Here is a 12,898-nt window from a genome sequence, read left to right on the forward strand (position 1 = left end):
GGCAGTCATGTTTTTCATGGGCATAGCGACATTCCGCATGCAAACCATGCCGGCATGGTTCAGCATTTTGATGGGGATTTCTATTGTCGTGGGACTCTCGGTTAGCTACCTGGTGATGGCGAGGTTCTCTGTGCGCCGTAAGCGGGCGGGCCTCCAAGCGTGGGAGTACCTAGGCCGGCTGCCGTAGTGCCGCCAACGACGGATCCTCCGTTTCGCCCTGTGGGATCCTGAGGTCTTCGACAACTACTTGGCTGAGAAAGGCATTCCCCCGATCGGGAACCACGCTTCATTGGCATCGCCGCAGGCCATCGCCAAAGTTCAGCGCAAACACCCCAGCCAAGGAAGTCCGGCGGCATGAGGCAAAGGACATCCTGAGATTGAGTCCGGCGTTGGGTGGGGGCGTATCTGACATGGGAATGAATTGCACACCCGGGCATCGCTGAGCCATGTGGCCACTGATGCGCAGCTCGCCGATAAACGCTTCGCCAACAGGCGCCCGTGGTTGGAACATTGAATGGACACTTGGCGTGGAGGGACTTCTGCCGATTCCGTAGGCTGGTGCGCTGTACAGTCAAGACGAACCGAAGCGTATATTCCCCTGCCCTATTCATGAGCTGTCCGCCATCCTGCACGAGGATCGGCATTTCGGGCAGATCTTGGAGTACGTGTCCAAATAGCACGGGCGCGGAATTACAGGCTTCGGCGGCGACGACCGCCTACGACCCCGACGGCAACGTCGCGTCTTCGACCACGCCGGGAGGCGTGACCACCAGTTACACCTACGACAAGACCAACCACCCCACCAGCCTCACCACCCCTGCCGGGACCTGGTCCTTCAGCTACAACTCCAACGGTCGGCTCGCCTCGGAAAAGTTCCCCTCAGGCCATACCACCACCTACGGTCGCAGCCCCACAGGGGCGATCTGGCTGATCACCTATTCCGACGGCACCAACGCCAGCCAGGCCAGCTACTCCTTCGATGCCAATGGAAACCGCACCCGAAGCCAGCTCGACGGCGCGGCGGCGACCATCTACCAGTACAACGCCCTCACCAGGTTGTGGGCGCAACCCAGGGCTACGGCAAAGGCCAGCTCACATGGTCATACACATGCGACAACGGCAGCCACCAAACCAGCGCCACCCAGCCGGGGACAGCCGCCCAGACGATGGCGTATGACACTGACGGGCGGCTGACATCCGTCGTATCAGGCACCACCACACTGGTCTCCTACTCCTACGGCACGCCCACCGGGACGATGACGTTAACCCAGCCGGGCGTGGCCACCACCACGACGTTCGGCCCCGCCAACCGGCCCAAGTCCATCACGTCCAAAGCAGGCGCCACCACCTTGGCCTCGAGCACCTGCACGCTCGACGCCGACGGGAACCGCACCCAGATTGCCAACGCAGACAGCACCACCGATTCCTACAGCTATGACGCCCTCAACAGGCTCACCAAGGCCTGCTACGGCACAACCATCTGTACCGGCGCAGCCACCTGCACCGCCTGGGGCTACGGCCCCGCCGGACAGCTCACCTCCCGCACCGGTGCCGACGGCCCGGCCACGTACAGTTACGACGCCGACGGCAACCTCACCAGTGATGGCACAACGAGCTACGCCTGGAACCTTGCAGGCAACCTCGCCTCGACCACCACCGCCGGCGCAACCACCGGCTACGCGTACGACGCGCTCAACCATCGCACCGGCATCACCCAGGCAAACACCACCACCACACTCCTCACCGATCCGATCACCGGGCAGCTCGCCCAGGAGCAGGCCGCCAACGGCAACATCATCCGTCAGTACACCTACGGCCTCGCAGCCCTGGGATTTATCGCCGCCGGCAAAGCCTACAACTACCTCCAGGATGGCAAGGGAGCCATTCGAGCCCTCACCGACTCCAGCGGGGCACTCCAATACGCCTACACCTACGACCCCTACGGCAAAATCACCACGACCACTACCGGCAAGAACCCCATCAACTACCCGCTGATCTACCAGCACAACTACAACGACGGCGGAAGCTACCGCATGGGCAGCCGTGAATACCGCCCGGACCTTGGCATTTTCCTCTCACCAGACCCCGCCCGGGCAGGCGGCCTCGGCTACGGCTACGCCAGCGCCAACCCCATGTCCGTCCTGGACCCCACCGGCAACACAGGCAAAGACTGGATCGCCATTGTGCACAACATCGCCACCGGCGTCACCCTGGTCGCCGGCGGAATCAGCCTCGTCTGCGCCGAACTCGACGTCATCACAGCCCCGCTGGCGCTCGTCGCCGGGGCAGTCTCCTGGGCAACCTCAGACAACACCATGCGCTGCTTCTCCGGCAAAGGAGGATGCGCAGGAGCAGTCCTCCAAGGCGCCCTCCTCGTCGCTGGCGGGGCATTCGGCCTCGGAGCCATGAACAGAATTGGCGCAAGGGCCGCAGACGAGGTTGCCGGCATGGCAGCACGCCCCGCCGGTGTCGCGGAGGGCTTTTTATCGCAAGTCGCAAGCAATGGGAAGGGAATGGTCTGGCGTGCACCAGGCTCGGCCGGCAATGCGGGTACGATTCGGATTATGGAGCCGAATCAGCAGTACCCGAACGGCTACGTCAGGTTCTACAACGAGTCAGGCCAGCCGATCGGAATAAACGGCAAACCGGGCCCGCCGTCGGAGACGCACATCCCCCTCAATCCGGACGGTACATACGCACTCCCTAAGGGCTGGGGTGACTGATGGAATACTCGTTGCAAGGACAGGAGATTAGTCGAATCTGTTTCGACTACTCAGTAGTTCTGGAGACCATCGATGGTACTGAGCTGCGGATCGAATCTCCATTCAACTTGTTCGCGGCAGAAAGCATGCCCCCTGATGAGGTGCTCCCGGACTTGCTCCGGGAGACCGGCTCAGTTGTAGTTCGGCTCCTTAACGTAAAAATTACGGAGGCATCAATCCGTGAATCGGGAGAGTTGTCCCTGCGTTTTGCGAGTGGCCAATACCTTCAGTGCTTGCCTGACGACGGGTTCGAGGCGTGGACGTTGGTGGCGGCCACGGGTGAGCGGGCTGTTTGCATGCCCGGCGGTGGAGTCTCCTATTGGCCAGCATCTCACCCAGCGTGGGGGGACTAACCGGTACATTCAAATTTCATGACTGTACTGCTAATCGGAATGGAAGAACTACAGTGGGGAGGTCTTTGAAATGCCCAATAGCACGCAGATCGGTATGCGCGGAACGTCGGGCTCGGGAGGATCGACCATCGACATAAGAATCCCTGGCCAAGATCCGTTCAAGATCCACATTGGTTGATCGGCATGAGCGAGCGATCTCCTAGAGATGACGCCCTAGTGGGCGGGTTGGATGACTGGCAGTACGCCTCATGGATTTATGGCAGTACCCGACTCGCAGGGCTTCGTGACTCCGCATCAAGGAGGACCTTCGCTCTTGGCCTTATTGCCGAATTGCTCGTTGAGGGGCTCATGGTTGCGGGCGATGTAGACGAGCAGGGACATCATCCTTGGCCGTGCTCGCCTGGTGAAGCATTGAACGGATCACTCGCGAGTGGCTTACCGAATGGGGAGACGAGTTACCCACACCGGGCGCTATTGCTTGGTTGGCCAACACACCGCGCGGCAACAAAATTGCACAAGCCGTCCTCCGAGGCGAGGAACCATCATCAGTCCCAGGCCCTCTTCAAGACGAGCAGTAGCCCAGCCGCTACTATTCGATGAGGTCTTCCATCGATGAGAGAAGATGACGACGATCTCGTCTGGGCGGACGACATGCGATCACCGTGCAGCCGCAGGTCGACGCAGTAGGGCCGCATGCTCTCCAAAGAGGTGCTCGCGTGGCTGCGCGGGGGCCGTCGGCCGGGCGTGATGGCCGGGTCGGTCTCCGAAGGTCTAGAAGCCGGGGTGCCGGCTCGCCCCGGGCACGTAGGAACTGGTGAGGGGCACTGGGGGTTCTGACCAGTGTCGAACACATCAGTGCCGACTGGGAGCGCTTGGATCTTACTGACACCGCGCTGCCAAGCTTCCGTCTCTCCGGCACTTCGAACACCGACTGCAGAACCCGGAAGGCATCCTGCCCAGACGTGAGGCTTTGGGACCGTGCCGTTCAGATTTCATCATTTGAAGGCGCGAACCTCGACCACAAGGAAGATCGGTACGGAAATACACGCTTAGCGTCGGATATTTTACTTTTTCACAAGCCACGCCAAGTTGATGCGGCCCCAGGCTGGGCTCACCAGGGACAGCAAAGCGTGCAGCCCGCGACCGCCAGAGGTTACCCAATCGCAACCCCAAACACCCTTGGCCTACGCGTCCAAAACAAGGCCGTGCCGTAAAATTGTGACTTAGCCGTGTAAGGTCACGTGCTTCCGCCGTGGGGCTGGCCCACAGTTTTGGGGAGGTTGAATGCCGGAGTTGGAATCCGCCCGGAAGCCTCGCAGGGGCTGGAAGATCGCAGTGGTTGCGGCGGTCGCCGTGGCCATCGGGATGGGCGGCGTCGGAGCCGCCACGGCCAATTCGTGGGTCGCAGGCAACGAGGCGGGCGCCCCCACGCCGTCGGCGGTCCCGACCACCACCCCGCCGGCCGCCCCCGTTGAACTTACGGTGGCCCCCGGGCAAGGCGCGGAAGGCTACAACCCGGCAGTGCCCGTCACGGCCCAGGTCAAGACCGGCACCATTTACAGCGCCATCCTGAAGGAAACCGAAACCGGCGCCACCACGGACGGCGAGCTGTCCGACGGCGGTCGCAAGTGGGTCTCCGGCTCCGCGCTGGCGTTCGACACGAACTACACGTTCAGCGTCACCACCATGGATGGGCACGGCAACCTGGATACCAACGCCACCACCTTCTCCACGGTCCCGGCCGCCAATGAGGCGGACATGTGGATGTACCCGGCCAACAACTCCACCGTGGGCGTGGCCCAGCCGCTGGAGTTCCACTTCAGTGAACCGGTGACCAACAAGGCCGCCGTGGAAAAGGCCATCAGGATCACCTCCGCGACGGGGCAGAAGGGCGCGTTCCACTGGTATTCGGACACCTTGGCCCGCTACCGCGCCGCCACGTACTGGCCGGCCAATACCGCCCTCAAGGTTGACATCAAGCTGTTCGGCGTCGACTACGGCAACGGCCAGATCGGCAACTTCAACAAGACCAACACCATCAACATCGGCGACAAGGTGGTCATGGAGGCCGACGCCTCCGCCAAGATCGTCCACATCTACGTCAATGACCACCTGGCCAAGACGTTCCTGGCCTCGATGGGCGACGAACGCTTCCCGTCGGCGTCGGGCTTCCTGGTGCTCACGGCGGACAAGCAGCGCCACGCCACGTTCGACGCCTCCACCATCGGCCTCAAGCCCGGCGATCCCGCCTACTACGGCAAGCTCAAGGTCGAATACGCCACGCGACTGGCCAACAGCGGCATCTTCATCCACCTGGCGGCGCCCGTTGCCATCCCGTACCTGGGCAAGGTCAACCTCTCCCACGGCTGCATCGGCCTGGACCGCGAAGGCGCCTCCTGGGTGTTCAACAACATGAAGCCGGGCGACCTCGTGCACACCACCGGCACGCTGGACCCCACCAACACCATTGCACCAACCGACGGCTTCGGCGACTGGAACATCCCCTTCGCCCACTACGCCAACAAGTAACCCTCCTACGGACCCCGGGACGACTGGCTGATGATCACTGTTCTGCGCGACTTGTGGGGGACTGCGCCCCTCGCCTTTTGGCTGGTGCTGATTGCCGGCCTCTACTACCTGGTCATGGCCTGGCGGCTCACCGTCGTCGACATCAGGAGCAAGCTGCTGCCCAACCGGATCGTGTTCCCGTCCGCGGCCATTGCCGGGGTGCTGCTGCTGTTGGCCAGCCTGTTCATGCTCGACGCCGGAGCCGCCTTGCGCACGGTCCTTGGGGGAGCGGTGCTGTGGGCCGTATATGTGGTCCTGCGGCTCGTGTACCCGGCCGGGATGGGCTACGGCGACGTGAAGCTGGCGTTTGTGCTGGGGCTGTACCTGGGCTTCGTGGGCTGGGGCGCCGTGCTGTGGGGGACGTTCCTGGCCTTTGTGTTCGGCGCCCTGTGGGGGCTGGCCCTGATGGTCTCACGCCGTGGCAGCCGCAAGTCCCAGATCCCGTTCGGGCCGTTCATGCTGGCCGGTGCGCTGGTGATGCTGGTGGCGGGGTAGAAAGTGCCACGGGGGCCGCGGGCGGAGCCTTGAAACGGCTGCGAACTATTCTGATTGACTCAAGTCCCAGCGCAGCCAGAGGCAGCGCGGACCATGGTGCACCAGTGATGGAGAGTGGCCAGATCAGTGAGGCAGTCGCCATATGAATCACGTTGCTTACCACCGTCAAAGCGAAGGCCGCCAGGACCATGACCCTGGTATAGGCGGAAGGCCGCCTCTCCAGTACGAAGAGGACAACGGGGAGAAATAGGACAGCGTCGTAGAGGAGCAGGTGTGAAGAGCAGACCAATGTTGTGGCCAAGGTTGCTACCCATAGCGTTTGCGGATCAAGCCTTGGCGCGTGATTCCGACGCAAGATGATGCCGATGACAATAAGCCCGGCGCCAAATGAAAGCCATGTCAGGTTCGCGGCCAGCCAGGCGGCCGCCACCGGTGGAGCGATGGACACAATGAATGCCGGGATGCTCGTCATTTTCCACGCCTGGCCGTGCTGCACTAGGTCTGTGAACAGAGGGCTGGAGATGGTTGCAATCCATTGCCGCATGCCGTTCGGCCCAACCAGCAACGTGGAGGCCCCCACAAGAACGACGGCCACCAGGGTAAACGCCGCCAGCGCCTTGTACCGCCGAGTAAATAGCAGAACGAAAGGGATGAGGATCGCGAGCTGGGGCTTAAGTACCGCGAGACCGAACACAGCACCCGCTGCTGCTTGGTGGCTTGTGGTCAACAGCCGGATGCCCATGAGCCAGACAGCAAGCATGAATGCCGTGTCCTGCCCGCATCCAATCAACTCGAGCACAGGGGCTGACGCCAGGACAGCTAGGAAGACCAGTTTTCGGTGGTGGCGGTAAAGCCTTGGAGCGAATGGTTCGAGGCTGCGGACACACCAAATGAGTAGAGCCACATTAAGGATGAGCCAGATAGCGGCACTTAGGTTGTAATTCACTGCCGCGAGTGGCGCGTAGAGAGCTGCGACAACGGGCAGCGATACGAACCAGGAAAAAAAAGTTGTGGGCCCGAGGACACTGTCTTGAACGGTTTGTTGGCTGGCGGGGTCAAAAAGTGAAGTTGCTTGACCAAGATATATCAATTTTCCCCCGGTCCAATGTGCCAGGTAGTCCGGAAGGAAAGCACCCCGGACGGCCGGGTGACCGACCCTGAAGATCGAATCCCCGGTTGCCATGAGGGCACCTATGACCACGAAGATAATTGAGTAATTGCGAATTCTCTCCAAGGTAATGAACTTGTCAATGTTCGAGATGAGTCGTTGCGGTACAAATTGGAATCGCCGGTTGGCTGATCGATCTCTGATGTTGGATAGCTTGTTTCGACGTGGTTTCAAGGCGTGTGGTCCTGTCTCGTCTGGTCGCGGTAGGTGTGTCACAATCATTAGTCACTGGTACTGCCGTGACACGCCGGAACTACAGGCCGCCCTTGCTGAACAGGTTTACTATTCCCACTATGGCGGGGCTGAGCATCACGATGAAGAGAACAGGAAGGATGGTAAAGATCAGCGGAAACAGGATTTTCACGGGGACCTTCATGGCCTTTTCCTCGGCCCGCTGACGGCGCTTGGTCCTCAGCTCGTCTGCCTGGGTGCGCAGCACCCGCCCGATGGCGATGCCGTATTTGTCAGCCTGGATGACGGCCCGGACAAACGATTTCAGGTCTTTGACCTGTGTCCTTTCCACGAGGGCCAAATAGGATTCTGCGCGATTGCGCCCCATTTGGATGTCCTGCATCGTCCGTTTCAATTCAACGGCGAGGGGGCCCTTGCCCGAGGAAGCCGCACGGCCCATGGCCGACTCAAAGCCGAGCCCCGCTTCAACAGAGATGAGCATTTGGTCCAAGGTGTTGGGAAGTTCCAATGTGATTTCTTCCTGCCGAGACTTTGCGCGGGAATCCAACAGGATGTCAGGGGCGAAGTACGCCAAAACAGTGGCACCGATCAACATCAGCAGCCCAAGCTTTCCTGGATCCCTGGAAAGGAACAGGAAACCTACCAAAAATACCGTCAATGCGAGAAGTGGCTTTACGACCAGGAGCCGTTGCAGCGGCATTTCTGCGGGACGCCCTGCACGGTTGAGTAGCTTGTTGAGCCATCCCACGTATGATTTTGGTGCCAGTTTCCTGGCAATCTCGTTGAGATTCTCGTTCGGGGTTTTGGCCTTTTTGGCCTTGACTGGGGCAGTGCCTTCGATCAGGTTTTGCCGCACAAGCTTGCGGGTTCCGGTGTCGGCTGCCAGCGTCTGAAACAGCAGCAAACCGATGGGCAGCGTGATGAGCAGGATGGCCGCCCAGGCTATTGGTGACATGAGATTTCCCCCTAGAACTTAATCTTGACGACGGCCCTGAGCCAAAGGGCGCCGATACCGAGTAACACGGCAACGACAACTATCAGCGCGATCCCCAAGAGTGATTGGAACAAGACAGAAAAGTACGTGGGGTTCATGAAAAACATGATGCCGCCCACGCCGAACGGGAGGCAAAACAGCACCAGTGCTGACATTCTTCCCTCCGCGCTAAGCGCTTCTACTTGGCGCCTGATTTGGCCTCGGTCTCGAATCGTATCGCCCACATGGTCCAAGACATCTGCCAAGTCTCCGCCGGCTTCCCTGTTGATCTCAATGGCCTGGGCCACCCAGTTGAAGTCTTCGCTGTGCATGCGCTCCGCCGTGGACAGCAGGGAATCGCCGGTGTCGCGGCCCAGGCGTGTCTCGTTGACCACCCGCGCAAGCTCCTCAGACATGGGGGTATCGGAGTCTGTGGCTGCAGCGTCAATTGCGTGCATCATGCTGTGCCCTGCCCGGAGGCCTCCGGTGAGCAACTGCAGCGTGTCGCCGAGCTGGTCATTAAAGGCAGACCTGCGGCGCTCGGTCTTGATCCGAACAAATGCCCATGCCAGCAATGGGACCAGCGGTAGCATGAAGAAGCTCAGCACCGGTACGTCTAAAAGGAAGAAGGCCACAGCTGCGACCGCTGTAGCGGCGCCAACCCAGATGATGAAGTCGGCCGGGCGGGTCTTGATTCCTGCCAATTCCAGCGCCGTGCCGGTGGTGTAACGCACGCCGCGGCGGTCCAGGAAGCCATTGATGGCCTCAACCGTGGATTCCGTGACTTGTCCCAGCTTCTTGTCCACTTTGGCTTTTGATCCCGGCTGGCGAGTGCCGAGCCGGTCCTTGGAAACTCTGCCGTGCTTGGGTTTGAACACCACGAACACGACGAGCAGAAGTGCCGCCAGACAAAGCAGCACCCCAACCACGATCATTGCGGGGCTCATCGTCTTCCCCCTTGAACGGGAACGTCAAAGATGTGAGGGGAAATCTGAATTCCGAGATCGGCAAACCGTTCGACGAACCTGGGCCGGATTCCTGTGGCAACGGGTTTTCCAAGGAACCGCCCGTTGGAATCCACACCTGCCGAGTAGTCGAAGAGGAATGCGTCCTGGAGGGTGACCATGTCCCCCTCCATGCCCTGGACCTCAGTTACGTGGGTTACCCGGCGAGTGCCGTCGCGCAACCGAGTAATTTGGACTATCAAATCCACTGCGGACGAGACCTGTTCCCGAATGGCCCGCAGCGGGAGCTCAATTCCGGCCATCATGACAAGGGTTTCCAAACGGGAAATGCAGTCCCGAGGGGAATTGGCGTGAACTGTGGAGAGGGAGCCGTCGTGGCCGGTGTTCATGGCCTGGAGCATGTCCAGGCTTTCACCGCCGCGGACCTCCCCCACCACAATGCGGTCAGGGCGCATGCGCAGCGAGTTCCTGACCAGTTCGCGAATGGCAACTTCACCTTTGCCCTCAATGTTGGGCGGCCGGCTTTCCAGGCGAATCACATGATCCTGCTGTAATTGCAATTCCACGGCATCTTCAATGGTTATGATGCGGTCACTGGGCGGAATGAAGGAAGACAATACATTGAGCAGGGTGGTCTTCCCGGTGCCCGTACCACCGGAGACCAGGATGTTCATCCGTGCCCATACACAGGCGTTGAGGAGTTCGGCCATCTCCACTGACAAGGTGCCAAAGTCGATGAGGTTTTGCACCGTGAGCGGAACATGGCTGAATTTCCGAATGGTCATGGTGGGGCCATTGACGGCCAGCGGCGGGATGATGACGTTGACACGTGAGCCGTCTTCCAGACGGGCATCAACCAAGGGCGAGGACTCGTCAATTCGACGGCCTACGCGGGAAACGATCTTGTCAATGACCCGCCTAAGTTGCGCTTCGGAGCCGAACCGGTGGTTAGTGTGGACAATCTGCCCCAGCCGTTCAATGTAGATGGCATCCGTGCCGTTGACCATGATTTCAGTGATTGTGGGGTCGTCCAGCATTTCCTGGAGCGGGCCGTACCCCAGGACATCGTCGGAGACTTCCTTAATAAGCCGACGCCGTTCGTCGCCGGAAAGCGCCGCCTGTTCCTCGGCGATGATGCCTGCCAGTTCGGCGCTGGCAAGCTTGTTGAGCTCCTCCTCGACCATGGTGGGATCACTTAAGCGTGCTCCCAGCCGTTCGAAAAGGGTTTCTGTGGCCCTGGCCTTGAGACCGGACAGTCCGTCAGCAAGCGGCTGTCGAACAGCGTGATCCTGCTCGGAGTCGCTTTTATCCGGGGTGTTGGGGTTGGGAGGCAGATACAGTCCCGGATGCGCGTAGCCTGAGGACGTTTGGACGTTGGGCGCGGCTTCTTGTTGTGCCACTTTGGGGGACTCGCCGCGCGCGGCGGCAAGACGTTCTGAGAGATTCATGAGATGACCACCCTCCTGTGTACCTTCTTCTGTGGCTGTGCCAATACCTTCGGATCGAAACGTGCAACGAGTTTGCGCAGGCCCTTGGCTGCTGCGTCACGAACCTTGTCCTGCAACAAGGGAACGCCCCGGTTGGTGGAAAGCGGTATGCTCTTGGACCGGGGAAGCACCACATCCACAGGAATTCCCAGCGTCTCCTCCACGTCCTGGACGCGCAGGCCGCTGTATTTGTCGGCAAAGTTCAGCACCACATGCCGGCCCGGCGGCACCAGGTTGATCTCGTGAAGCACTCCGAGGGCGGCGCGGAGGCCCTTGATGCTGGGAATGTCCATGCCACAGACCCACACTGCATCGGTGGCCTGTTCCAGGGTGGCAATGACATGGTCGCCCAGTCCGGGGGACGAATCCACCACCACATAGGCAAACTCGGCTGCCAGTTGCGCCAGGACCCGGCCCACCTGCTCGCCGGTAATATGCTCCGATTCGTTGGGACTGATCGGTGCAGCCAAGACGTAGATGCCGGCCGGGTGGACCGTCAGGTAGGCCTTGAGCACCATGGAGTCATTGGCCGCAGCGCCTCTTACGGCGTCCGCCAAGGTGTGCTCGGGGCTTAACTGCAGTCCGGAGGCCACGTCACCGAACTGCACATCAAAGTCGACCAGTACGACCGACATGGGGGCAAGTTTGGCCAGGCCGATGGCCAAATTGGTCGAAACGGTGGTTTTGCCAACCCCGCCCTTTGGTGACATGACGGCGATGACACGTCCCTGCTCGCGTTCCGGTTCATGGGCGGGGGTGAGGCCCCGGCGCCGGCTGGCAGCAGCCAGGCTGGCGCGTTCCAGCATGACCCGGATGGTGTCGATGTCGGCATCGGGACTGAGCAGGTCACGGACGCCACTGCGCATGGCCTGCAGCGCGAGGTCTTCCGTCGTTTCATGTACCAGCAGGACACTGATTTCCGGGTACATGAGGTCGAATACGGACGCCAGCTTGATGGCCTTGTCCACCGGTACCCCAGGCCCCACCACAACAACTTCCACAGGTTCACCGGTCTGCCGGGCCAGAATTTCCTCCGGGCCGGCCGGGAACGGAACACTTGGGATGGACTGCACGGTGCCGGTCAGCGTACCGCTGGCTGCCGAGCGCACCCGGCGCTCGAACTCCGGCACGGTGGTGATCACATTGAAGCGGCTCACTTGAACACATCCCCCTTGAACAGTGGCGCTGGTGAAGCTCCAACGGTCCCGGCGGCTTCCTTCGCCACCCAGACGTGCCCAAATTCGGCTGCATGGACCAGTTTGATGGCGTCTGCCGGGGCCAATGCCACGGTGACCACGTAACTGGCTGGGCCCACGGTCGAGGGTGCAGTTGTCGGTGCCGGAGTGCTGGCCGATGTGGGTGTGCTGGACGAACCTTGGACTGCAGCCTGCATGCCTACAACCAATACTTTGCGGAGAGCGGCCTTAGTAGAAGGTCCCGGCTTGGCGACGACTGTGGATTCGTCGTAGCTGAAGTAGAGAGCAGCTGTGTCTCCGGGCTGGAGTTGGCCTCCAACGACGCGATCTGCTGTGACCGAGAAGCTGATCTCTTGCATCGTGTTAGGTACATTGGCCGGATTGCTGCCCTTGTAGGTGGCGGCATCCGTGAGCCTGGCATCGGAGATCTGGTCGCCTGGCAAAAGGTTCATCGCGGCCACTTTGTTCTGGACCGACTTGAGATCGGAAAGTGCGCCCTCCGCCATCATGTTCTTGGGGACCATTTTCACTGCGACGGCGTCTCCAAAACTTGAGACTGCGGTGCCGGAGGCGATTGCCTTTTGAACCACGACAACACTTGTGGTCTCGGTTCCTGCGAGTGCCCGGGTATCGGCACCGTTTACGTAATTGACCAGCATCACAGTGCCAAGAATGGCTAATACTATGGCTGCGATGCCCCCCAGAAGGCGTGCTTTCACGGTAATTCTCCTTTGATTTT

The 12,898-nt window shown here is 60.6% G+C and carries 11 protein-coding genes; 5 read left to right on the forward strand and 6 right to left on the reverse strand.

The features are described from left to right. Positions 1-609: 609 nt before the first annotated feature. The 5 genes from MMF96_RS05865 to MMF96_RS05880 all read left to right on the forward strand — a co-directional run bounded on the left by MMF96_RS05865 (position 610) and on the right by MMF96_RS05880 (position 6,178). Entirely contained in the window at positions 610-1,194 is a 585-nt protein-coding gene (locus MMF96_RS05865; protein WP_256882872.1) for an RHS repeat domain-containing protein, read from the forward strand. After that, positions 1,167-2,723 (forward strand): RHS repeat domain-containing protein, encoded by a 1,557-nt coding sequence (locus MMF96_RS05870; RefSeq protein ID WP_256882873.1) that lies wholly within the window; start codon positions 1,167-1,169, stop codon positions 2,721-2,723. The genes MMF96_RS05865 and MMF96_RS05870 overlap by 28 nt, the downstream gene beginning before the upstream one ends. Beyond that, entirely contained in the window at positions 2,723-3,115 is a 393-nt protein-coding gene (locus tag MMF96_RS19860) for a DUF6188 family protein (RefSeq protein WP_375141406.1), read from the forward strand. The genes MMF96_RS05870 and MMF96_RS19860 overlap by 1 nt, the downstream gene beginning before the upstream one ends. Before the next feature lie 1,284 nt (positions 3,116-4,399). Continuing rightward, positions 4,400-5,644, forward strand: coding sequence for an Ig-like domain-containing protein (locus MMF96_RS05875; RefSeq protein ID WP_256882874.1), 1,245 nt, complete (start codon positions 4,400-4,402; stop codon positions 5,642-5,644). A gap of 30 nt (positions 5,645-5,674) precedes the next feature. Then, positions 5,675-6,178: an A24 family peptidase gene (locus tag MMF96_RS05880; RefSeq protein ID WP_256882875.1), complete on the forward strand. Its 504-nt coding sequence runs from the start codon at positions 5,675-5,677 to the stop codon at positions 6,176-6,178. Here the strand turns inward: MMF96_RS05880 and MMF96_RS05885 are convergent. The 6 genes from MMF96_RS05885 to MMF96_RS05910 form a co-directional block, all read right to left on the reverse strand. Continuing rightward, positions 6,138-7,520 (reverse strand): glycosyltransferase family 87 protein, encoded by a 1,383-nt coding sequence (locus MMF96_RS05885; protein WP_256882876.1) that lies wholly within the window; start codon positions 7,518-7,520, stop codon positions 6,138-6,140. The two genes, MMF96_RS05880 and MMF96_RS05885, sit on opposite strands and share 41 nt — an antisense overlap. Before the next feature lie 79 nt (positions 7,521-7,599). Further along, complete coding sequence (locus MMF96_RS05890) at positions 7,600-8,493, reverse strand: type II secretion system F family protein (RefSeq protein WP_256882877.1); 894 nt, start codon at positions 8,491-8,493, stop codon at positions 7,600-7,602. 11 nt (positions 8,494-8,504) lie between these two features. After that, positions 8,505-9,458 (reverse strand): type II secretion system F family protein, encoded by a 954-nt coding sequence (locus MMF96_RS05895; RefSeq protein WP_256882878.1) that lies wholly within the window; start codon positions 9,456-9,458, stop codon positions 8,505-8,507. Further along, positions 9,455-10,924 carry a CpaF family protein gene (locus MMF96_RS05900; protein WP_256882879.1) on the reverse strand — a complete coding sequence of 490 codons (1,470 nt, stop codon included), beginning with the start codon at positions 10,922-10,924 and terminating at the stop codon, positions 9,455-9,457. Before MMF96_RS05900 ends, MMF96_RS05895 begins: the two co-directional genes overlap by 4 nt. Then, the gene (locus MMF96_RS05905; RefSeq protein ID WP_256882880.1) at positions 10,921-12,120 is read right to left on the reverse strand and encodes an AAA family ATPase; all 1,200 of its coding nucleotides are present in this window, start codon (positions 12,118-12,120) and stop codon (positions 10,921-10,923) included. The genes MMF96_RS05900 and MMF96_RS05905 overlap by 4 nt, the downstream gene beginning before the upstream one ends. Beyond that, positions 12,117-12,878, reverse strand: coding sequence for an RcpC/CpaB family pilus assembly protein (locus tag MMF96_RS05910; protein ID WP_256882881.1), 762 nt, complete (start codon positions 12,876-12,878; stop codon positions 12,117-12,119). The genes MMF96_RS05905 and MMF96_RS05910 overlap by 4 nt, the downstream gene beginning before the upstream one ends. Positions 12,879-12,898: the final 20 nt, after the last annotated feature.

The organism is Arthrobacter sp. STN4 (genome assembly GCF_024539665.1).
Classification (GTDB): Bacteria; Actinomycetota; Actinomycetes; order Actinomycetales; family Micrococcaceae; genus Specibacter.